The sequence below is a fragment of the Pseudogemmobacter hezensis genome (assembly GCF_013155295.1).
GTDB classification, from domain to species: Bacteria; Pseudomonadota; Alphaproteobacteria; order Rhodobacterales; family Rhodobacteraceae; genus Pseudogemmobacter; species Pseudogemmobacter hezensis.
In genome coordinates, this window is the sequence record NZ_JABJXT010000013.1 from 68,571 (window position 1) to 91,205 (window position 22,635).

Consider the following 22,635-nt stretch of genomic DNA (forward strand, 5'->3'; position numbering starts at 1 on the left):
TCTCCCTGATTGGATCTAGGTCCTGAAATGACCCTAGCCGGGCCGTTTTCAAAAGAAAAGTGCGGAAAAAAGTAGCGGGCCAGGGCTTTTTTACCATTCACGCATAGGGATCTCTGTGCAGGACGCCTATCTTGCGGGCAAGTGGCAGGATCAGGGGGACGCGATGCCGAAGCGTGAAATGGCGGGAAAACGGAAGATATTCGCGGCGGCGGCTCTGGCGGTTTTGCCAGCGGCGCTGGGCCCGCAAAGCGCTTTGGCAGAAGGTGTGGCAGAGGGCGTGGCCGGGGATGTGGCTGCGGGCCGGATTGACACCTCAGCCGGGGTGATGGTGGTTGAGAAAGTCGCAGAGGGCCTTGATGGCCCCTGGGGCTTTGCCTTCCTGCCCGATGGCAGCATCCTGATCACCGAGCGTAAGGGCCATATGTGGCGGGCAATGCCCGTGCCGGGGGCGCTGGCGGACAAGCAGCCGGTGACCCATCTGCCAGAGGTGGTTGCCCTGGGCCAGGGCGGGCTTTTGGATGTGATGGTGCCCGCCGATCACGCCCAGAGCGGCCTGGTCTGGATGACCTGGAGCGCCCCTTCCGATGACGGCCCCCGAACCATGCTGGGCCATGGGCTTTTTGACGAGGCAAGCAATCATTTTTCAATCATCACCTCGGTTTTCGGGGGCGAATCGATGGTGGCGACGCGTCACTACGGCTCTCGCATCGTGGAAAATCCGGGCGATAAGGGGCGGGTCTTCGTGACGCTTGGCGACCGCGGCACCGGGCCTGCGGGGCTTGAGGCCCAGGATCCACGCCTCACTGTCGGCAAGGTCGTCTATATTGAGGCTGACGGCAGGCCCGCGATTTCCCAGGACGGGGCAGAGCCTGGCGTCTATTCCATCGGGCACCGGAATATCCAGGGCGCGGCCCTGCGCGAGGATGGGGCGCTTTTGATTTCCGAACATGGCGCGAAGGGCGGGGATGAGATCAACCTGATCCGCCCCGGCGCCAATTACGGCTGGCCGGTGATCTCTTACGGCGTCAATTACAACGGCACAAAGATCGGCAGCGGCACCCATCAGGATGGGATGGAGCAGCCGCTGCATTACTGGGATCCCTCAATCGCGCCCTCGGGTCTGATGATCTATTCCGGGGCGCTGGTGCCCGAATGGAAGGGCGATGTTTTCGCAGGCTCGCTGAACAGTGATTTCATCTCGCGCCTTGACCCGGACACGCCCGCAGCCACCGGATGGGCCGAAGAGCGTATCGCCTCGGATGCGACAGGGCGGGTGCGCGATGTCAGAGAGGGGCCGGATGGCGCGATCTGGTTCCTGTCGGAAACCGAAGGGGCGCTTTACCGGATGCGCCCTGCCGGGGACGGGCTGGCGGAATAGAGGCCCGGCCCTGTGTCGATCCCTGTGCTGGCCCCCGTGCCGATCCGGTGCCGTGCCTGTGAAAGCGTGATGGGGGCCTGAGCAGCCCCCATCGTGGTTTTTACGCGACCACAACCAGCGCGTGGCGCTTTTTGCCTGCGGTCAGCTTGACCGGATCGGCCAGCTCGCCCGCGCCAAGGCGCAGCCCCGCATCGAGAATGACTTCGTCATTCATCTTTGCGCCGCCCTCAGCGATCAGGCGTTTCGCGTCTTTGCCCGAAGCCGACAGCCCGGCGCGAACCAGAAGCTGCACGATGCTGATTCCATCGGCGATCTCTTCCACCGACAGCGTGACGGTCGGCAGATCATCCCCGATACCGCCCTTTTCAAAGACCTCACGCGCGGTGGCCTCGGCGGCACGCGCCGCCTCTTCGCCGTGCAAAAGCGCGGTGGCGAGATTGGCGAGGATGATCTTGCCCTCGTTGATCTCTGCGCCCTGCAGCGCGCCAAGGCGGTCGCATTCCTCGACGGGCAGCTCGGTGAAGATCTTCAGGAACTTCGCCACATCGGCATCGGTCGTATTGCGCCAGAACTGCCAGAACTCATAGGCCGAGAGCATCTGGTCATTCAGCCAGACCGCACCATTGGCGGATTTGCCCATCTTGCGCCCGTCAGAGGTGGTCAGAAGTGGCGTCGTCAGACCGTAGATTTCCTTGTCGGCCACGCGGCGTGCAAGGTCGATCCCATTGACGATATTGCCCCATTGATCCGAGCCGCCCATCTGCAACAGACAGCCGTAGCGGCGGTTGATCTCAACGAAATCATAGGCCTGCAGGATCATATAGTTGAATTCCAGGAACGAGAGGCTTTGTTCCCGGTCCAGCCGCGATTTCACGCTCTCAAACGACAGCATCCGGTTGACCGAGAAATGCCGCCCGATATCGCGCAGGAAATCGAGGTAGTTCAGATTGTCCAGCCATTCGGCATTGTTCAGCATGATCGCACCATTCGGCGCGTCCGAATACTCCAGGTATTTCGCAAAGACCCGGCCCATGCCGTCGATGTTTTCCTGGATCTTTTCCGGCGTCAAAAGCGGGCGCTCTTCCGAGCGGAACGAGGGGTCGCCCACCTTGGTCGTGCCGCCGCCCATCAGGGTGATCGGCTTATGGCCGGTCTTTTGCAGCCAGCGCAGCACCATGATGTTCATCAGATGGCCGACATGCAGGCTTGCCGCAGTCGCGTCATAGCCGATATAGGCGGGAACCACCCCCTTGATCAGCGCCTCGTCCAATGCCTGATAATCGGTGCAATCGGCGACAAAGCCGCGCTCGAACATCACTCGCAGGAATTCTGATTTCGGATGGTAGGTCATGGTGGCGCTCCGCGCTCTCGTGCAAACAGTCACCGGGATATAGCCGGGCGGGGGAAAAAGGAAAAGATGGGCAAGACGCTTGCGCAATCGGCGGGATCCGGGGAAAGACGCAGCCGCAAAGATGATGCCTGGCATCAGGGCCCGGTCTGGGCGCTTGGCACCATGTCGGGCACCTCGCTGGATGGGGTCGATGCGGCGATGGTGCTGACCGACGGGCATGAGGTGCTGGAGTTCGGCCCCTCGGCCTTCCGCCCCTATAGCGCGGCTGAGCGTAGGGTGCTGCAGGCGGCACTTGGCCGCTGGCCGGGTGAGCCTGGCGTGACTGAGGCCGCCGAGATCGTCGAAACCGCCCATGCCGAGCTGATGGCGCGGTTTGACGGCGTGCAGATCGCGGGCTTTCACGGCCAGACCCTGGCGCATGATCCCGATGGCCGCCTGCAGGGTGCAAGGCGCACGCATCAGGCGGGCAATGGCGCGCTTTTGGCCGATACGCTGGGGGTTCCGGTCGTGTGGGATTTCCGCACCGCCGATGTGGCTCTGGGCGGGCAGGGGGCACCGCTTGCGCCCTTCTATCACTTTGCTCTGGCGAAGAAGATCGGGGCCGGGCAGCCGCTGGCCTTTCTGAACCTGGGCGGCGTTGGCAATCTGACCTGGATCGATCCTGGTCTGCCGCAGCCTGAATCGGACGGCGCTTTGCTGGCCTTTGACACTGGCCCCGCCAATGCGCCGCTGAATGATCTGATGCAGGCACGCCTTGGCAAAACCCATGATGCGGGCGGCGAGGTGGCCGCGCGGGGCCGGGTGAAAAAGCCGCTGATCCAGCGCTTTTTGCGCCACCCCTATTTCCTGCGCATGCCGCCGAAATCGCTCGACCGGGATGCCTTTGACGATCTGGTGCAATCGGTGCGCAGGCTGGATACCCCGGCGGCGGCGGCGACGCTGACGGCGGCCGCGGTCGAGGCGGTGGTGGCGGGGGCCGCGCATTTCCCGCGCCCGGTTTCGCGGCTGCTGGTCACTGGGGGCGGGCGGCACAATCCGGTGATGATGAAGGGGCTGGCAAAGTGGCTTGGCGCCCCGGTCGAGCCGGTCGAGGCGGCGGGCCTGGATGGTGACATGCTGGAGGCCCAGGCCTTTGCTTTCCTTGCGGTGCGGGTGGCGCGTGGGCTGGCGACCTCGGGGCCATCGACGACCGGGGTGGCGGCCCATGTCGGCGGCGGCACATTGTCGCGCCCTGATACGGCCGCCGATCTGACGGCTGATCCGGCCGCCGACTGAGGGCCCCTGCATCCGTTCTGGCGCGGCGGCTTGCCGGGCCGGAACCGGGGCGGCCGAGAGTTACGCCTTTCATGGGGGGCTGTCCCAGAGGGTCTGCCTTAGGGGGGGCTGCCTTAGGGCGCGTGCCAAGCGGGTGGCCGCAGGTCAGGCTGCGGGCGGGCCTGGTCGGGCCTGGTCGGGGCGGGTCTGGCCGGGCGGAAGCGCCGACATCTCCCCGATAATCCCCCGGGGTCGTTCCCCCGACACTTCCTTGTGGTGGCCATACCGCACAGGTGATGTGCGCTATGGGCAATTGCTGCCGTTGGTTGATTTTTCAATAACACAACATAAATGACGACCGTTGCCCGGTGGCCTGCGAGGAAGATCGCGCCGCCAGGATCGGGCCCTGCGGGGTGTGTGTGGTGATGGATAACCAGTATGGCAACCTTCGAATTCTTCATAACCGGCGCGCAAATCGGCACCTACAGCTGGGCCAATGGCCAGGGCAATGGCAACGAGATGGTCGTCACGGTCAGCGGTGTTCAGCCCCTTGGCACTGCGAATGATCTTTATCGGGTCGTGGTGACCCAGGCCAATGAGGGCGACACCTCATTTCGCAATGGGCAATGGGTCTCTGTCTATACCTGGTCGGAAAGCAACCCCGCCGGAACGCTGGTGCTAAGCCAGCTGAACCCGCAGGACGACATGTATCAGGGGCGCGCCTCTGGCCATAGCTATCAGATCTTCAGCTACAGCCAGAATGTCATCATTGACCTGCGTGGCGTCGGACAGGGCACGACCCATTACGGCGCCGAGCAGAATGAAGCGCTGAGCGAAAAGCTGCCCTTCAGCGGGTTGGCCAAAACGCCGCAAGAGCTGTTGCCGCCCGTCATCCCCTGTTTCGTTGACGGAACCGGCATCCTGACGCGGCGTGGCATGGTGCCCGTCGGTGAATTGCGCCCCGGCGACAAGGTCTGGACGCGTGGCCATGGGATGCAACCGATCCGCTGGATTGGCTCCAGCCAGACCTGTGGCATCGCGCATCTGGCCCCTGTGCGCTTTGCGGCGGGGGTGCTGGGCAATGAACGCCCGGTCTGGCTGTCGCAGCAGCATCGGGTGCTGTTGTCGGGCTGGCAGGCGCAGCTGAACTTCGGCGAGGATGAGGTGCTGGTGGCGGCGCTGCATCTGGTCGATGGCGACCGGATCCGGCTGGAATCGCGCCCGCTGGTGCGTTACTGGCACATCGCCTGCGCCAGCCATCAGATCCTTTGCGCCGATGGCATGCTGGCTGAAAGCCTTTATCCCGGTCAGATGGCGGCGGCTGCAATGGCCCCCGAGGCCCGGGCAGAGCTGCAGGCGCTGTTCCCCGATCATTTCCCGCCGCAGCCTGAGCATAAGGCAGTGCCAGGCCTGCTGCGCCCGGCCCAAAAGGGGCATGCGGTGCCGCAAACCTCGCGGCCCTGTCTGAACCGTCGTGAGGCGGCGCTGTTCAGCCTGGACTGAGACGGCGGGGCACCGCGACGTGTGACCATAGCGACGGTGCGGCCACTGCGACGGCGGGCAGCAGACCGATGTGGTTCAGCGGCAGCGTTGGCCTGGTGGCCAGAGCTGTTACCAAAGCTGCTGTCTCGCCAGAACTCTTGCCCGTCCAGAACTGCGTTCGGTCAAAGCGGCGGCGTAGCCAAAGCGGCGGCTGGCAGATCAGGCGTTCAGGAAGATCGGCTCTGACTGGCCCAGGGCAAAGCGGCGCAGCGCCTCGGGGTAGAGGCGGTGTTCCTGCACCAGCACCCGTGCCGCCAGCGTATCGGCGGTGTCACCTTGCAGCACCGGAACCTGGGCCTGACCCAGGATCGGGCCATCATCCAGCACCGCCGTGACCTGATGCACGGTGCAGCCCGCCAGGGTGTCGCCTGCATCAAGCGCCCTTTGGTGGGTGTGAAGGCCTGGATATTTGGGCAAAAGCGAGGGGTGGATGTTCAGCATCCTGCCCTCAAACCGGGCGACGAAATCAGGCGTCAGCACCCGCATAAAGCCCGCAAGGCAAAGGATATCGGGCTCTGCGGCCTCGATATGGCGCAAAAGCGCGGCCTCAAATCCGGCGCGGTCTTTGCCAAAGGGGCGGTGATCGACGGCTGCGGTCGAAACCCCCGCCGCCCGCGCCTTTTCCAGCCCCGAAGCCGCCGGATCGTTCGAGGCCACCAGAACCGGACGTGCCGGATGGTCGCCGGTCATCGAATTGACCAGCGCCACCATATTCGAGCCACCCCCGGAAATCAGGATGGCGACGCGCTTCACAACAGGCGTCCTTTGTAGATCACGCCTTCGCCGCCCGGCTGTTGCGCCACGATGCGGCCCATGCGGACCGGCTCTTCGCCAGCCGCGCGCAGTTCTGCCTCAACCGCCTCGGCGCGCGCCGGGTCGACGACCAGCATCATGCCGATGCCGCAGTTGAAGGTTTTCAGGAGCTCTGGCTCGGACATGCCCGCCGTCTCGGCCAGCCAGCGGAACACCGCCGGAAGATCCCAGGTGGAAAGGTCGATCTCGCAGGCGAGACCGCCGGTTTCATCCGCAGCAGGCAGCACGCGGGGCGGGTTCTCGGTCAGGCCGCCGCCGGTGATATGGGCCAGGGCATGCACACCGCCCAGCCGCACTGCGGCCAGCGCCTGTTTGACGTAAAGCCGGGTAGGGGCCAGCAGCGCCTCGCCCAGGGTTGATTGCGCCCAGGGGCAGGGATCTGACCAGGACAGGCCCGAGATCTCGACCACTTTGCGCACGAAACTATAGCCGTTCGAGTGAACGCCGTTGGCGGGCAGGCCGATCAGCAGATCGCCCTCGGCAACGTCTGCGGGCAGGTGCTGGCCGCGCTCCATCGCGCCGACCGCAAAGCCTGCGAGGTCGAAATCGCCCTTGTGATACATGCCCGGCATCTCGGCGGTCTCGCCGCCAATCAGCGCGCAACCCGAATCAGAGCAGCCTTTGGCAATGCCGCCGATGATGCGGGTCGCCTGATCGACATCCAGCTTGCCGGTGGCGAAATAATCAAGGAAGAACAGAGGCTCGGCGCCCTGGCAGACCAGGTCGTTGACGCACATGGCGACCAGATCAACGCCGATGGTGTCGACATTGTCGGTGTCGATGGCGATGCGCAGCTTGGTGCCGACACCGTCAGTGGCCGCGACCAGGATCGGATCCTGATAGCCCGCGCCCTTCAGGTCGAAAAGCGCCCCGAAGCCGCCCAGCCCCCCCATCACGCCCGCGCGTGAGGTGGCTTTGGCGGCCGGTTTGATCCGGTCAACCAGACGGTTTCCGGCATCAATATCGACGCCCGCTGCCGCATAGGTCAGCCCTTGTTTTCCGGCATTCTCGCTGGTGGTCATTTGCCCGTCTCCCGGCCCGCTGATCGGATACGCCCGCTTAGACCAAAGCCCGGCAAAGCGCAACGCAACGTAAAGCGGAGCGGCGCGGCCTTTGCAGCGATTGGCCCCGGCAGGCATCCGGTTTGTGCAGGCTGCGCGCGGTGGCGGCTGTCTCTGGCCCTGGGCATCTTGCGGGATGTCTGGCCGGGGGCGAATCAGCCGGTCAGATCCGGCGCAACCAGAGAAAATCCCGTCCGCCAGTACAACGCGCTGATTTGATTGGTGATCCCGACAGGATTTGAACCTGTAACCTGCCCCTTAGGAGGGGGCTGCTCTATCCAGTTGAGCCACGGGACCAGCCAGGCTCTCAATGCACAACTTTGCCTGGAATGACAACCATTCTCGGGCATTCTCAGCCCGCGCCCCGCAGTCCCGGGGGCAATAGGGGCCTGCGATGGCGGCAGATGTAATCCCGGGCGGGTCCTGGTGCAGAGCCGCCCGGGGGATGTGGTCAGGCAGGTTCCAGCAGGCCACGACCGCGCAGCAGCGCCTCGACCCCGGGCATAGAGCCACGGAACTGACGATACAGGCTTTCGGCATCCTGCGAGCCACCGGCCGAGAGGATGAATTTCTCAAGCCGCGCCGCTGTTGCCGGATCAAAGGCGTCGCCGGTTTCCTCAAAGGCGGCGAAGGCGTCGGCATCCATCACTTCTGACCACATGTAGCTGTAATAGCCCGAGGAATAACCGTCGCCCGAGAATACATGCGAAAACTGCGGCGTTGCGTGGCGCATCACGATTGCATGCGGCAGGCCCAGCTCTGCCAGGACGGCGGCCTGTTTCTGCATCGGATCCTGGGGCGCGGGGCCAGAGTGGAACTCCAGATCCACCATGGCCGAGGCGATGAATTCAACTGTGGCAAAGGCCTGGTCATAGGTGGCCGCGCCCAAAAGCCGGGCCTGCAAATCGGCGGGCATCGGCGCGCCGGTTTGGTAGTGGCGGGCGTATTGTTCCAGCACCTCGGGCACCTCAAGCCAGTGCTCATAAAGCTGGCTGGGCAGCTCGACGAAGTCCCGCGCCACGCTGGTGCCAGAAATGAAACCATAGGTCACATCCGACAGCATCTGATGCAGCGCATGGCCAAATTCGTGGAACAGCGTGCGGGCATCGTCATAGGACAGCAGGCAGGGGTCACCCTTGGCGAAATTGCACACATTCACCACGATCGGGCGCTGCTCGCCGCCCAGTTTGCGCTGGCTGCGCATCGCCGAGCACCATGCCCCCGAGCGTTTTGAGCCCCGCGCGAAGTAATCGCCCAGGAATACCGCGATATGGCGGCCGTTCCGGGTGACCTCCCAGCCGCGCACGTCGGGGTGATAGAAGGGGCCGTCGATCTCGCGGAACTCCAGCCCGAAAAGCCGCGTCGCGCAGCCAAACATCGCCGCCAGCATCGCATCGAGCGAGAGATAGGGCTTGATCGCCGCCTCATCGAGGTCGTGCTCGGCCTTGCGGCGTTTTTCAGAGTAATAGCGCCAGTCCCAGGGTTCCAATGCGCCCTGAATGCCGTCTTTGTGCAGCATATCCGCCAGAACCGCTGCATCCGCCTCGGCTTTTGCTTTGGCCGGGGCCCAGACCCGCATCAGAAGATCGCGCACCGCGGCGGGTGTTTTCGCCATCTCTGGTTCCAGCTTGAAATGCGCGAAATCGGCATAGCCCAGCAGATGCGCCCGTTCTTCGCGCAGGCGCAGCGTCTCGGCGGCGATTGCGCGGTTGTCGGTGGCACCGCCATTCGCGCCGCGCGAGATCCAGGCCTGCCATGCCTTCTGGCGCAAAGCCCGGCGCGGCGAGAATTGCAAAAACGGTACGATCAGCGAGCGGTTCAGCGTGATCACCGGGCCAAGCCCGCGATCCGCCCCCGCCGCGCGGGAGGCGGCAATCAGGAAGTCGGGCAGGCCTTCCAGATCCTCTTCGGCCAGCTCCATGAACCAGGAACGCTCATCGGCCAGCAGGTTCTGGCTGAACTGGGTGCCAAGGCTGGCAAGGCGCGATTTGACTGCCGTCAGCCGGGCGGCGGCATCGCCCTCAAGCCCCGCGCCAGAGCGCAGGAACATCTGGTGATAAAGTTCAAGCACCCGCAGCTGTTCGGCATTCAGGCCAAGGCTGTCATGGGTCTGCCAAAGGGCGGAGATCTTCGCAAAAAGCGCCTTGTTATTGGTGACTTCGCTGGAAAAGGCGCTCAGTTTCGGCGCCAGATCGCGCTGCAAGGCCTCACGTGCGTCATTGGAATCGGCGCCCGCCAGGTTGTAAAACAGCCCCGCCACCTGATCCAGTTCATGCTCGGCCAGTTCAAGCGCCTCGATCACCCCGGCGAAATCGGTGGCATCGCCCCCGGCAATCGCCTGGATCCGGCCCCGCGCGGCGTCAAGTGCGGCGTCAAAGGCCGGGCCGAAATCCTCATCCCGGATCCTGGCAAAAGGCGGCAGCCCGAAAGGCGTATCCCATTTTTCCAGCAAAACAGTCATCGTCACACTCCGCCTTTCAGATTTCGTCTTTTCATAAATATCCCGGGAAAGGTGCGCCGCAAGGGGAGAGGGCGACAGAGTCTGCAAAAGCCGCGCCTGCAAAAGCCGCTAGCGCGGGGGGGCACGTTTCAGCCACCGCTCCAGCCCGCGCAGCATCAGCGAAAGGCCCAGCGTCATCGTCAGATAAAGCATCGCCGCGACATTATAGGTCTCCATATAGCGGAAATTCTGCGAGACCGCGATTTTCGCCAGCTGCGCAATATCGGTCACCCCCAGGATCGCCACCAGCGAGCTGTCTTTCACCATCGCAATGAAATCATTGCCGAAAGGCGGCAGGATTATTCGGAATGCCTGGGGGAATATGACCAGCCGAAAGCGCTGCCAGCGGCTAAGGCCCAGGGCCTGGGCGGCCTCGCTCTGGCCTGCGTCAACCGCCTCGATTCCGGCGCGGAATATCTCGGCCAGAAAGGCGCTATAGGCCAGGATCAGCGCCAGCACCGCCCGCCACAACAGCGGCACATCGCGGCTGTTGAGGGGCTCGGCCCCGAAAACCGCCGTCAGGGCATTCAGCCCGGCAATCAGCATGGGCGTCAGCGCGAAAGCCACATAAAGCAGCAGCACAAGGATCGGCAGGCCGCGGATCAGCTCGATATAAAAGCGTGAGATCTGCCGCAGCCAGACCGCGCGTGACATCGCCATCGCGGCCAGGCCAAGCCCCAGAACACAGGCCCCCAGATAAGCGACGACCGAGACCATGGCCGTGATCCAGATCCCGCCTGACAGCATCGAAAGCGCCGCCTTGTAGTGGCTGTCTGACAGCACGCCGAAAATTCCCGCGCCCAGCAAAAGCCCCATGGCCAGCAGCCACCAGGGGAAATCTGCGGGCGCATCCTGTTTTTTGCCTGTCACGGTTTTCTCTTGCCTGTTACGCCCGCCGCCTGTCTCTGGGGCCAGGTCTGGGGAAATCATCGCCGCAAACGCGGCCTATTCCTCGAACTGCGCCTCAAAGAACCATTTGCGGTTCAGCGCAGAGAGCGTGCCATCTGCCATCATCTCATGGATGGCCGCATCGAAAGGGGCCACCAGATCTGAGCCTTTAGGGAAGATAAAGCCGAATTCCTCGGCGCCGATCGGCGTGCCGATGATCTTCAGCGCCCCGCCAGAGGCATCGACATAGCCATGCGCGGCGGTGCTGTCGGACAGCGCCAGATCGACATCGCCAGCCCGCAGCGCCGCAAGGCCCGCGCCGAATGTCTCAAATTTCAGGATGCGCGGGTCGTCCTCGGTGCTGTTCAGCACATCATAGACGCCGATATAGAAAGGGGTCGTGCCGGGCTGGGCGGCCATCAGCAGCTTCGGATCGGCGGCGAAAGAGGCGGCATCGGTGAAACGTGTCTCATCGGCGCGCACCACCATCAGCATCTCTGACAGCATATAGGGGGTTGAGAAGTCGACAGCCTCCATCCGGTCCTCGCGGATGGTGATGCCATTCATCGCCATGTCATATTGCCCGGCACTGATGGCGGGGATCATCGCATCCCAGCTGGTGTTTTCATATTTCACCACCAGGTTCAGCCGTTTGGCGATCTCGGCCACCGCGTCATATTCCCAGCCGACAGCCATGCCCCCGGTATCCAGGAACTGCAAAGGCCGATAGGTATTCTCGGTCGCAACCACGATCTCGCGCCCGCCAAGGTCTGGCAGCTTGCCTGCCGCCCCGCCATCCGCGGTTTCTGCGCCCGCCAGCATCGGGGCCAGCATCGGGGCCAGCGCGAGGCTTGCGATGCCAAATCCCGTCAGAGTCAGCTGCCGCATAAGGCCCCGGATCGTGGTGGAAATATTCATCTGGCTTTCCTCGTCTGGTGCCTGTCGCCTGGGGCCGATGGTCTGGCAATGGCGGCGACTATGCCGCGCAGGGCAGGGGCTGGCAAGGGCAGGGGCGGGCAAGGGCAGCGGGCGGCCCTCGCCGTCGCATCAGGCCCGGCTGGCAATTCCGCCGGGCCTGTCGCGCCTGTCGCGCTGTCAGCCGCCACAGGCCGCGCAGCCCTTGCGCTTTTTCACGCGGATCATCCGGGTCTGCGCATAAAGCGCATCATGGATCATCAACCGCCCCATCAGCCCTTCGCCCGCCTGGGTGATATGTTTGATGGCCTCAAGCGCCATCATCGCGCCGATCACCCCGGGAAGGGGGGCAACCACCCCCGCCTCGGCGCAAGAGGGCACCAGGCCAGGTGCCGGGGTCTCGGGGAACACGCATTCATAACAGGGGCCGCCACGGGCCGGATCCCAGAGGGAAAGCTGCCCCTCCCATTGGGTCATCGCGCCCGAGATCAGCGGCTTTTCCAGCGCCGCACAGCAGCGGTTGACCAGATAGCGGGTGGCGAAATTGTCGCTGCCATCCAGCACCAGATCGTAATCGGCAATCAGCGCCCCGGCCACGCCCTCATCAAGGCGGCGGTGATAGGGGCGGATCTCGATGAAAGGGTTCAGCGCCCGCATGGCGGCCTCGGCGGAAAACACCTTGGGCATGCCCAGCGAGGCCTCGCGGTGGATCACCTGGCGTTGCAGATTGCTGGCCTCGACCAGGTCATCGTCAATCACCCCGATGGTGCCCACCCCGGCGCCCGCCAGATATTGCAACACAGGCGAGCCCAGGCCCCCCGCACCCACCACCAGCACCCGCGCCGCCTTCAGCCGCTGCTGGCCCTGGCCGCCGATTTCCCGCAGGAAGATATGGCGGGCATAGCGCTCGACCTCGGGCTTTGTGAAGGGGCCGCTTTCGTCGGGGGCAGGCCCGGGCGCGGGCTCTGTGCGGCTGGCCTTTTTGCGCAGCCAGCCAAGCCCCAGCCGATAGGCCTGAAAGGCAAGGATCACGCTGCCGATGGTCAGCCAAAAGCGCAGATCGGTGCCCGCGCTTGCGCTGAGCCTGTCGATACCCGTCAGCGCCACCGCAATCAGCGTGGCCAGCCAGATCCCGCAGGCCGCCAAAAGGCCGGACAGGCCGCGCCCCATCGCCCAGGCCAGCGCCAGAATGAGGATCGAAATCGCCGCGCCAATCATCGAAAATCACCGATCCGTTCGGGGTTCCGCATCGCTCGGGCCGGTATCAGGGCCAGCCAATGCGGCCCCGGTCCATTGCCCGTATCGCCAATCTGCCAGCCGTCAGTCGTCAGCTTCCGGTCGAGCCAAAGCCGCCCGCGCCGCGCGCCGTCTGGGTGTCGAAATTCCCGACCACCTCAAACTCGGGGCGCAGGATCGGCACAAAGATCATCTGGGCGATCCGCTCGCCGGGCTCAATCACCACCGGATCCGATCCGGGCGGGTTGCGGTTCCAGACCGAGACCATGATCTCTCCGGTATAATCGGGGTCGATCAGCCCGGTGCCATTGCCCATCACAAGGCCGCGCTTATGCCCCTGGCCCGAACGCGGCAGCACCAGCGCCGCCAGCCCCATATCGCCAAAAGACAGGGCGATCCCCGATTTCACCAGCAGGGCCGGGGCCTGGGGCATGATGCTGAGGGGGGCCTCGATGCAGGCCATCAGATCGACGGCGGCCGCGCCCTCGCTTTGATAACGCGGCAGGCCCCATTCATGCAGGCGTGGGTCGAGTATCCTGACTTGCATATCCGGCTCCTGTAAGGGGCGGCCAGCGGTGGGCCTGGCCCTGAACGCCGGGAATCCCCGGCCTGTCAGCCGCCCTCATACCAAGGGGGCGGGGGACAGACAACCGAAGCGCCAGGCCGCTCATCCGGCAAGGGGGCGCGCCTATTCCCGCGCCAGCGCCACCACCGGGTCAAGTTTTGAGGCCGATCTGGCGGGCAGAAAGCCGAACACAATGCCGATTGTGGTGGAAGAGAGGAACGCAGCCAGGATCGTCAGCGTCGAATAGCTTAGCCGGATCGTCAGCCCCAGCTGTGTTGCCAGCCAGCCGCCGCCCATCGCCAGCACCACCCCCAGCACGCCGCCGATGAAACAGACCAGCACCGCCTCGATCAGGAATTGCGCAATGATATCAGAGCGGCGCGCGCCCACCGCGATCCTGACGCCGATCTCGCGGGTGCGCTCGGTCACCGAGACCAGCATGATATTCATCACCCCGATGCCGCCGACGATCAGCGAGATCACCGCAATAGAGGCAATCAGCAGCGTCAGCATCTGGCTGGTGGCGGTGATATTCTCGCGGATGGTGTCGGAATTGGTCAGGAAGAAATCCTGCTTGCCGTGGCGCTGGGTCAAAAGCCGGGTGATCCCGGTTTCGGCCGCCGCCATATCGGCGTCATCATGCACCCGCACGGTGATCTGATCGACGCGGTTCTGGCCGGTGATGCGCTGGCTGACCGTGGTATAGGGCAGGAAAATCCGCGGGGTGCTGGGGCCAAACCCCGCCGAGGTGGTGCTGACGACGCCAATCACCTCGACCGGCACCCGCCCGATCAGCAGGATCGCCCCGACAGGATCCTCATTCGAGGCGAAAAACGCGCTGCGGGCATCGGTATCCAGCACCGCCACCTGGGCGCGGCTGTCGATGGCGACGCTGTTCAGCAGCTGCCCCTCATCCAGGGTAAAGCCGCCCACGTCGAAATAATCCGCCCCCACGCCGCGCACCGAAAGCGAGGCCGAGACCGCGCCCCGGATCACCGTCGCATTGGTCGAAATCTCGGGCGAGGCCGAGGCGGTATAGCTTTCGCCCGCCAGCGCGGTTGCGTCACTGTCAACCAGCGTATTGATCCGCCGCGCCTCACGGTCGCCCCAGCCCGATCCGGGCCGGATGGTGATCGTCGAGGTGCCAAGCGAGGCGATATTTTCCAGCACCTGCTCACGCGAGCCCGCGCCAAGCGCCACCACCGAGACCACCGAGGCGATGCCGATGATGATCCCCAGCATGGTCAGAAAGCTACGCAGCCGATGCGCGTTAAGCGAGCGCAGCGCCATTGCAAATGCATCGCGGAACCGCCCCATTCCTGCCAGCGGCCCGGTTTTCTCCTGGACCAGCTGAGGGGCGCTGGCTTGCTGCAGGCCGGGCTGAGGCTGGCTGATCTCTGGCTGCGCCGTGACCTGCTGCGCCGCATCCGCCGGGCGCGGCTCTGCCGGGCTTTGGCCTGGGTCAGTCTTGGGGTCAGTCTTGGGGTCAGTCTGGGGGGCGGTCCTGGGGGCAGTCCTGGGGTCCGCCTTTGGGCTGGCATTGCGGCTGTCCGAGATGATTTCCCCGTCTGAAATCTCGATCACCCGCTGGGCGCGGGCGGCGACATCGCGGTCATGGGTGACGATGATGATCGTATGGCCCTGGGCGTTCAGCTCATCCAGCAGCGCCAGCAGCTCTTTGCCCGAGCGGTTGTCCAGCGCGCCCGTCGGCTCATCCGCCAGGATCACCTCGCCGCCATTCATCAGCGCCCGCGCCACTGAGACCCGCTGCTGCTGTCCGCCCGACAACTGCGAGGGGCGGTGATCGGCGCGATCGCCCAGCCCCAGCCGGGTCAGCAACTGCCGCGCCCGCCGGACCCGCTCGCCCGCCGGGCGCCCGGCATAGATCGCAGGCACCTCGACATTGCCGACCGCATCCAGCTCGGTCAGAAGCTGATAGCGCTGGAAGATAAAGCCGAAATGCAGCCGCCGCAGCCGCGCCCGCCCCTCTTCGGGCAGGGCAGTCACATCGGTGCCGCCGTAGTGATAGCTGCCGGATGAAGGCCGGTCGAGGCAGCCGATCACATTCATCAGCGTCGATTTGCCAGAGCCAGAGGTGCCGACAATCGCCACCATCTCGCCCGCGCTGATCGTCAGGTTGATGTGTTTCAGCACCGTCAGCGTCTCACCGCCCGAGGTGAACTGACGGCTGACATCGCGCAAAACGATCAGCGGCTGCGATGCGTCATCAGGCGTGCGGGCCCCGCTTATCGGGGGCTGGGGCATTTCGGTTGTCATCGCAGACCTCAGAACATGCCGCCGGGCGGGCCCATGCCGGGGGCGCGACCGCCTGACGAGGTGCCCGAGCGCCCCGCAGCGGCGGTGCCGCTGAGGAATTGCTCGCCCTCTTGCAGACCATCAAGGATCACCGTCTGGCTGGCGGTTGCGGCCCCGGTTTCAACAGGGCGCACCTGGGTTTTGCCATCGGCTGCGTTCAGCACCCGCAGCATCTTTGCCCCATCACGCCCCGCGATCAGCGCCGATGTCGGCACCACCAGGGCATCTGCTATTTCCTGCTGCACGATCACCACCTCGGCGGTCATGCCGATCCGCAGGATCCCCTCGGGGTTGGGCACATCCAGCAGGGCGCGGTAATAGATCGCGGCACTGGTATCGACCTCATCGGCCGAAACGATCGAGGCGGGGGCCGGTTCGATCGCGCGCAGCACCGCCTCGAATGTCTGATCGGGGGCGCCGGAAAGGGTAAAGCTGGCCTTTTGCCCGGGCCGCACAGAGATCACATCGGCCTCGGATATATCGACCTTGATCACCATATGGTCGAGATCGGCGATTTTGATCAGCGTCGGGCTGGCCTGATTGGCGTTGATGGTCTGGCCCTCACGCGCGACCAGCGCCACCACCGTCCCGGCCGAGGGTGCGGTGATCCGGGTGCGCTCCAGCGCGATCTGCGCCGATTGCACCGCCAGTTCCGCCTGGGATTCGCTGGCTTTCAGCGCGGCCAGATTGGCCTCGGCCACCTTGAAGGTTGCCTGGCTTGCCTCCAGGTCCTGGGTGGTGGCCAGTTTGCGGCTGTTCAGCTCGCGTTTGCGCTCCAGCGCCAGGCGCGATTCCTCGATACTGGCTTCCTGGGCGGCGATCTGGGCGCGGATCTGCGCCAGCGAGGCCTCGGCGCGCAGCTGGTCGGTCTTTTGATCCTCGGGGTCGATCTGGGCGACAAGATCGCCCTGGGCCAGTTTCTGCCCCAGCTGCACCGGCAGCGACTGGATCTGCCCGCCGACCTGGGCACCGACCGAGACAAGGCTTGCCGCCTCAATCACACCTGTGGCCAGCACGGTCTTGCGGAAGGTGCTGCGATGGGCGGTTTCCGTGGCGGGCAGGGCGCTGGCCGAGGCCTCGCCGCTTTTATACTGCCAAAGGCCAAAGCCGCCCGCGGCGAGAAGGCCGATGAAAAGGGTGGACCACAGGATTTTGCGCATCTGGCATCGGCTCCGCTGGCTGGATTGCACGGCTTTTGCCAGGTGATACGCCAGGGGGCGGGGATTTCCGTCGCAGGTGCAGCAAAAAACTGCGGGCCCCGGGGCGGGGGGCATGCCCCGGGTTCCAGGGGGCAGACTTCAGGCGTCGGGCCGGCTCCAGACAAAGTAAAGCCCATAGCCCATCACCGCCAGCACCAGCGCGATCAGCGGCCAGCCGGGCTGTGAGCCCAGGACGAACAGCGCAAACCCCAGGGCCATGCCGCCCGCAGCCATCCATTTCGCCCGCCGCGGGATGGCCCCTTTCTCGCGCCAGTCGCGCAACAGCGGGCCAAACTGCGGATGCGCCAGCAGCCAGCGCTCAAGCCGCGTGGATGAGCGGGTGAAACAGGCCACCGCCAGGATCAGGAATGGCACCGTCGGCAGCACCGGCAGCAAGGCGCCGACAAAGCCCAGCCCGGTGAAAAACAACCCCAGGAGCAGGAAAAGCGCCCGGCTGAGCGGGGTGCCGGGCGGCGTGAGTGCAGTGTCCTGGCTGACCGCTTCGTCGGATGTTTCGGCGGTTTCCCGGACGGCGGCGGCATGCTGTGCCGCAGCGGCCTGCGGATTGTCTCGCTTCTCAGGCGTCGTCATTTGCCAATCGCTTTCAACGGGTTGCGCAGTTGCGCAGACAGTTTCTCGGGGCGAAAGCCCATGCCGATCAGCCGCCCCATCCAGCGCGACAGGAACGGCCAGCGGGCGATCAGGCGCAGAAAGCCCGGCGGGCGGGGGGCGGCCTGACCATCGGGTTTGCGTTTGCGGCGCATCATCTTTTGCAGCCCCTGGGTGGCGCGGGTCGGAAACAGCCGGCGCGCCTGCACCCGGGCCAGGTCGCGCGGCTGCAACCGCCCCTCGCGCAAAGGCGTGCCGAGGATATTCGCCGCCGCCACCGCATCCTGGATCGCCAGATTGACGCCAAAGCCGCCCACCGGCGACATCGCATGCGCGGCATCGCCGATGCAAAGCACGCCGGGCGCCCACCATTTTTCCAGGCGGTCCATGCGGATCGACAGCAGATGCAGCTGGCTCCAGTCGGTCAGCTCATCAAGGCGGGCGGCGGGCAGGGGCGACAGCGCCGCCAGGGCCGCCCGCAGCGCGGGAAGGCCGTTCTCCTGCACGTCCTGCCAGCTGCCCTTGCGGATCACATAGCCGCATTGCCAGAAGTCGCCGCGATCAATCAGCACCAGCCCCTGGGCGGGGCCTGCGTGGCTCATGGCGGGGGCGGGATCATCCGGCAGACGGCTGAGGCGGAACCACAGCACATCCACCGGCGAGCCGAAGTCCAACGTGCGCAGCCCGGCGGCCTGGCGGACCACCGAATTGCGGCCATCGGCCCCGATCACCAGCGGGGCGGTGATCTCCTGCGGCTGGCCGCCGGCATCAAGGCAGCTGACGCCCCTCACCTTGCCCTGGCTTTGCAAAAGCCCGGTGATCTGATGGCCCATCCGCAGCTCAAAGCCGGGCAGGGCGCTTGCCTTGCGGGCCAGAAAATCCAGGAAATCCCATTGCGGCATGAAAACGATATAGGGGCAGGCGGTTTTCAGGCGGCTGAAATCGGCAATCGTCACCTGAGCGCCTGCGATCTCTGCATGCAGCTGCGCCGCCTTCTGATGCGGCAGGGCCAGGAACTCATCCAGCCAGCCCAGGCTGTCAATCAGCGCAAGCGTCGCCGGGTGAATCGTATCGCCGCGGAAATCATGAAAAAAATCCGGGTGTTTTTCCAAAACGCAAACCCGGCAGCCTGCGCGGGCCAGCAAAAGCCCCGTCATCATTCCCGCCGGGCCGCCACCTGCGATGATACAGTCGTAATCTGAGGTCATGGTTGCTTCGCCTTTGGACCGATCCCGCCTGGCCTGTGATTTGCCCTGTCCTGCCCGGCTTTGCATCCGGGGATTGCGACAGAATGGACGCGGCTGGCGGTCTGGCGGCTGGCCCTCGCCCGGCCAGGGTGACCGGATTGAACCTCGTGTCTGCCATGTTCAGCGGCGGGACTCCAGAGGCCGTGCTTACGGTGGGGCCTGGGATAGAGGCACTTGTGATCCTGCCCTGGTTCAGGGAAACACGGTTCGGGCCGGGATCTGCCGCAAATCAGGCAGCACCGCCCATAGCCGCGCAGCCAGATTGCGCAGGGAACAGCCCAAGGGAGGGGATAACAATGCCACGCGCAATTTCGATCGGTGAGGCCATGGTCGAGCTGTCGCCGGCCCAGGGCGGGATCTGCCGCCAGGGCTTTGCCGGAGACAGTTTCAACACCGCCTGGTATCTGCGGGCCCGGCTGGGGTCTGACTGGCAGGTGGGCTATTTCACCCGGCTTGGCCGCGACACTTTCTCGCAGCAGTTTCTGGGGTTCGCCAAAGGTGCCGGGATCGACACCGATGCCATCGGCATTGATGAGACGCGCAAGATCGGCCTTTACGCCATCAGCCTGGATCAGGGCGAGCGCAGCTTTTCCTATTGGCGCGACAGCTCGGCGGCGCGGCAGCTGGCCGATCACCCCGAGGCGCTGGAGGCCGCGCTGCAGGGCGCGGATCTGGCCTTCTTCTCTGGCATCACCATGGCGATCCTCTCTGATCAGGGGCAGCAGAATTTGCTGACTGCGCTGAAACAGGTGCGGGCTGCGGGCTGTCTGGTGGCCTTTGATCCCAATATCCGCCCCCAGCTCTGGCGCGATCATGACAGGCTGCGGGCGATGATCAGCGCGGCGGCGGGCGTCAGTGACATCGTGCTGCCTGGCTATGAGGATGAGGCGGCCTGGTTTGGCGATGCAGATCCCGCCCAGACCTGCGCCCGCTATGCAGGCCTTGGGGCCAGTGAGATCGTCGTCAAGAATGGCGGCGCCGATCTGACATTCTGGCAGGCATCGGCGGCGGCGCAGGGACCGCGCCATATGCGCCTTGATCCGGTGACCCCGGTGGATACGACCGGGGCAGGCGACAGTTTCAACGGCGCCTATCTGGCGGCCCGGCTGCAGGGTGTCGCGGTGGAAGAGGCGGCGACACAGGCGCATGCGCTGGCCGCAAAAGTGGTTCGCCATCACGGTGCGCTTTTGCCGATGCCAGAGGCTGTGGGCTGAGCACGGCAGGCTGATGGCGGCTGGTTGCCAGGGGCTGGCGGCGGGCTAACGACGAATGCTGAGGGGGGCGATCCGAATTGCCCCCTGTCACTTTCAGCCAGTGATTTGCGCCCTCAGGCAGCGCCCTGTGGCCATTGGCGGGCCTTGTCTTTCAGCAGGCTGACAAAGGCCTGCACCTTGCGGGTGCGGTGCAGATCGACATGGGTCACGATCCACAGGGGCGAATCCCACTCGGGCCTTGGGGCCAGAACCTCGACCAGATCGGGGCGGGTTGCGGCCTCCCAGGCGGGCAGAAAGCCCAGTCCGGCCCCCTCTTCCAGCGCCGTATCCCAGGCCGCAGGCTCGGTCGAGCGGAAGGTCAGCTGATCGGGCGTCACCTTCTCGCGCAGCCAGCGGAAAAAGGCGGCGCGGCTGCCCTCGCTTTCGGCGATCACAAAGCGGTGGCCTGCGAAATCATGCTCGGATTCGGGTTTGCCATGCGCCTCGATATAGGCCTTTGAGGCGTAAAGCCCATAGCGGATGCGGATCAGCGGCTGCACGACATTGTCGGGCTCTTCGGGGGCGGCACCGGCGCGGATCGCCACATGCGCCTCGCCGTAATCCAGCCGGAAGATGCGCATATCGGTCAGAAGGCGCACGATAACCGCCGGATGCTGGCGCTGAAACTCGGCCAGAACCGGCACCAGAAGGCCCGAAAGCCCGGCAATCGAGGTGATGATGAACTCACCCTGGACCGTCTCGCCATGGCCCTTGATGCGCGAGGCAAGCTGGGCGAATTGCTCTTCGGTGGTCTGGGCGACGGTCAGCAGATCGCGCCCGGCCTCGGTTGGGGTATAGCCACGGGTGTGGCGCTGAAAAAGCCGGGTGCCCAGTCGCTTTTCCAGCGCATCGATATGGCGGATCACGGTGGCATGGTGCACGCCCAGCACCTCGGCCGCGCCAGATACAGTGCCAAGACGCGCGACCTGAAAGGCGGTGCGGATCTCGTCCCAGTTTTCCATGTCTTACGTCCTGCTGGATGTGCGTCAGCGCACAGGAAAGCCCGGATTGGTGCCGGGCGCAAGAGGCAGGGCCGGGAACCGGGCAAGAAGGTTAACCATTTCCGCTGTGCTGAGCAGAGACTGGGCGGGTTCCGGTTGATTTTGACGCAATTTGGCCGGAATGATGCGGGAAGATCCGACTCTGGCCTGGCAGCTGGCCCTGGCCGCGCGGCGCGATTGCGGCAGCCCTGCCCCGGGACGGCAGACGTGGGCGGTCGTCGTGGGCGACAGACGAGGGCGGTAAACAGGGACGCTGAACGGGGGCGGTAAAGCAGTGCCCTGGGCGGTGATCCCGGGCGGTGATGAAGCATAAACCCCGGATTTCCGGGCAGACTATCGGAAAGATCAGGGTGAAATGATCAGATTGCGGCCCCGTCATATCCGGCGGCTTACCCTTGCGGCCCCGGCCCTGGCGGCTGTTCTGACCGCCGCTTTTGTGGTGGTCGCGCCACATCGGGCGCTGGCCGATCCAAAGGTGCTGAAGGGCATGCAGACCGCAGATGAGGCGCGGGGCTGGCAGTCGGTCGGCAAGCTGGTCTTTGGCGAGCGCGGCTTTTGCACCGGGGTTCTGATCGCGCCAAAGCTGGTGGTGACCGCGGCGCATTGCCTTTTCGACCGCGATACCGGGGCGCGGGTGCGCGACAGCACGATCACCTTCCAGGCGGGCTGGCGCAATGGCCGCGCCGAGGCCTACCGCGGCGTGCGCCGCTCTGTTGCGCATCCTGAATATGTCTATTCCGGCCGCGATCTGGTGGCGCGTGTTGCCTGGGATCTGGCCCTGCTGGAACTGGACCAGCCAATCATGCTGCCACAGATCCCCCCTTTCGTGACCGGGCAGGCGCCCCGGCCGGATGCCGATGTCACGGTGGTCTCTTATGCCAAGGACCGCTCTGAGGTGCCCTCGATCGAGCGTGACTGCCAGGTCCTCGCGCATGAGGGCGCGGCGCTGGTGCTGACCTGTGACATTGATTTCGGCTCGTCAGGGGCGCCGGTCTTTGCGCTGCGCGATGGCAAGCCAGAGGTGGTTTCGGTCATCTCTGCCAAGGCAGAATATAACGGGCAAAAGGTTGCGCTGGCGGTCGCGCTGGATGGGGCGCTGGAGCTGCTGAAAAACGAGCTGAGCGCGACAGAGACCGGGCGTGCAGGGGCGGGGGCCGGGCTTGGAGCCGGGGTCGGGACTGAGGCCGGAGTTGGGGCCGGAGTTGAGGCCAGAACTGGCGCCGGGCGGGCAGGTTCTGGTGTGCGTGTACTGTCGGGTGGCGCGGCAGATCGCCCGGCCAGCGATGCAGACAGCGGTCAGGACAAAAACCGGGGCGGTGCAAAGTTCCTGCGCCCCTGAACGCCGCCCCTGAATGCCGCCTCAGGGACGCAAAGCGCGCCCCTCCGTCACCCATTGCCTGCGGACCGCAGGGTCTGCGCGAATGTCCGACGCGGGCTGCGGATACTGCTGCCTGCAACAGGGCCCAGCGGATGCGATCATGCGATAGGGCGGGCCGATCCGCACACG

18 protein-coding genes and 1 tRNA gene are annotated in these 22,635 nt (G+C 65.0%); 5 read left to right on the forward strand and 14 right to left on the reverse strand.

The window, feature by feature from the left end; all coding sequences use genetic code 11:
* Positions 1-163 precede the first annotated feature (163 nt).
* The gene (locus tag HOY34_RS14790) at positions 164-1,378 is read left to right on the forward strand and encodes a PQQ-dependent sugar dehydrogenase (RefSeq protein ID WP_253944479.1); all 1,215 of its coding nucleotides are present in this window, start codon (positions 164-166) and stop codon (positions 1,376-1,378) included.
* A 100-nt stretch (positions 1,379-1,478) separates the two neighbouring features.
* On the opposite strand, the gene tyrS is transcribed toward HOY34_RS14790, so the two are convergent.
* Positions 1,479-2,729, reverse strand: coding sequence for a tyrosine--tRNA ligase (gene tyrS, locus HOY34_RS14795; RefSeq protein WP_172364193.1), 1,251 nt, complete (start codon positions 2,727-2,729; stop codon positions 1,479-1,481).
* Between the two features lie 66 nt (positions 2,730-2,795).
* Between tyrS and HOY34_RS14800 the strand changes: the two genes are divergently transcribed.
* Together HOY34_RS14800 and HOY34_RS14805 are read left to right on the forward strand one after the other, a co-directional pair.
* Entirely contained in the window at positions 2,796-4,004 is a 1,209-nt protein-coding gene (locus HOY34_RS14800) for an anhydro-N-acetylmuramic acid kinase (protein ID WP_172364195.1), read from the forward strand.
* A 417-nt stretch (positions 4,005-4,421) separates the two neighbouring features.
* A complete protein-coding gene (locus HOY34_RS14805; protein WP_172364197.1) occupies positions 4,422-5,486 on the forward strand; it encodes a Hint domain-containing protein in 1,065 nt (354 codons plus the stop codon).
* Between the two features lie 198 nt (positions 5,487-5,684).
* Here the strand turns inward: HOY34_RS14805 and purN are convergent, their stop codons facing one another.
* The 12 genes from purN to HOY34_RS14865 form a co-directional block, all read right to left on the reverse strand.
* Positions 5,685-6,278 (reverse strand): phosphoribosylglycinamide formyltransferase, encoded by a 594-nt coding sequence (gene purN, locus HOY34_RS14810; protein ID WP_172364199.1) that lies wholly within the window; start codon positions 6,276-6,278, stop codon positions 5,685-5,687.
* Positions 6,275-7,360, reverse strand: coding sequence for a phosphoribosylformylglycinamidine cyclo-ligase (purM, locus tag HOY34_RS14815; RefSeq protein WP_172364201.1), 1,086 nt, complete (start codon positions 7,358-7,360; stop codon positions 6,275-6,277). The genes purN and purM overlap by 4 nt, the downstream gene beginning before the upstream one ends.
* 259 nt (positions 7,361-7,619) lie before the next feature.
* Positions 7,620-7,696 (reverse strand) — tRNA-Arg (locus HOY34_RS14820).
* A 154-nt stretch (positions 7,697-7,850) separates the two neighbouring features.
* Positions 7,851-9,860 (reverse strand): M3 family metallopeptidase, encoded by a 2,010-nt coding sequence (locus HOY34_RS14825; protein ID WP_172364203.1) that lies wholly within the window; start codon positions 9,858-9,860, stop codon positions 7,851-7,853.
* Between the two features lie 108 nt (positions 9,861-9,968).
* The gene (locus HOY34_RS14830; protein ID WP_436645202.1) at positions 9,969-10,769 is read right to left on the reverse strand and encodes an amino acid ABC transporter permease; all 801 of its coding nucleotides are present in this window, start codon (positions 10,767-10,769) and stop codon (positions 9,969-9,971) included.
* 75 nt (positions 10,770-10,844) lie between these two features.
* The gene (locus tag HOY34_RS14835) at positions 10,845-11,621 is read right to left on the reverse strand and encodes a transporter substrate-binding domain-containing protein (protein WP_172364307.1); all 777 of its coding nucleotides are present in this window, start codon (positions 11,619-11,621) and stop codon (positions 10,845-10,847) included.
* A gap of 261 nt (positions 11,622-11,882) precedes the next feature.
* Positions 11,883-12,920 carry a HesA/MoeB/ThiF family protein gene (locus tag HOY34_RS14840; protein ID WP_172364207.1) on the reverse strand — a complete coding sequence of 346 codons (1,038 nt, stop codon included), beginning with the start codon at positions 12,918-12,920 and terminating at the stop codon, positions 11,883-11,885.
* Positions 12,921-13,029: 109 nt separating this feature from the next.
* Complete coding sequence (gene dut, locus HOY34_RS14845; RefSeq protein WP_172364209.1) at positions 13,030-13,485, reverse strand: dUTP diphosphatase; 456 nt, start codon at positions 13,483-13,485, stop codon at positions 13,030-13,032.
* 141 nt (positions 13,486-13,626) lie between these two features.
* Entirely contained in the window at positions 13,627-15,780 is a 2,154-nt protein-coding gene (locus HOY34_RS14850) for a MacB family efflux pump subunit (RefSeq protein WP_436645203.1), read from the reverse strand.
* An 8-nt stretch (positions 15,781-15,788) separates the two neighbouring features.
* Positions 15,789-16,979, reverse strand: a complete 1,191-nt coding sequence (locus HOY34_RS14855; protein WP_172364211.1) for an efflux RND transporter periplasmic adaptor subunit — start codon at positions 16,977-16,979, stop codon at positions 15,789-15,791.
* A 138-nt stretch (positions 16,980-17,117) separates the two neighbouring features.
* The gene (locus tag HOY34_RS14860; protein ID WP_172364213.1) at positions 17,118-17,609 is read right to left on the reverse strand and encodes a YbaN family protein; all 492 of its coding nucleotides are present in this window, start codon (positions 17,607-17,609) and stop codon (positions 17,118-17,120) included.
* Positions 17,606-18,835: an FAD-dependent oxidoreductase gene (locus tag HOY34_RS14865; protein WP_172364215.1), complete on the reverse strand. Its 1,230-nt coding sequence runs from the start codon at positions 18,833-18,835 to the stop codon at positions 17,606-17,608. The genes HOY34_RS14860 and HOY34_RS14865 overlap by 4 nt, the downstream gene beginning before the upstream one ends.
* Before the next feature lie 335 nt (positions 18,836-19,170).
* Between HOY34_RS14865 and HOY34_RS14870 the strand changes: the two genes are divergently transcribed.
* Entirely contained in the window at positions 19,171-20,088 is a 918-nt protein-coding gene (locus HOY34_RS14870) for a sugar kinase (RefSeq protein ID WP_172364217.1), read from the forward strand.
* Positions 20,089-20,201: 113 nt separating this feature from the next.
* Here the strand turns inward: HOY34_RS14870 and HOY34_RS14875 are convergent, their stop codons facing one another.
* Positions 20,202-21,089, reverse strand: coding sequence for a LysR family transcriptional regulator (locus HOY34_RS14875; protein WP_172364219.1), 888 nt, complete (start codon positions 21,087-21,089; stop codon positions 20,202-20,204).
* A gap of 394 nt (positions 21,090-21,483) precedes the next feature.
* On the opposite strand from HOY34_RS14875, the gene HOY34_RS14880 reads away from it, so the two are divergent.
* The gene (locus tag HOY34_RS14880) at positions 21,484-22,467 is read left to right on the forward strand and encodes a trypsin-like serine peptidase (RefSeq protein WP_216654771.1); all 984 of its coding nucleotides are present in this window, start codon (positions 21,484-21,486) and stop codon (positions 22,465-22,467) included.
* The last annotated feature ends 168 nt before the right edge of the window (positions 22,468-22,635 follow it).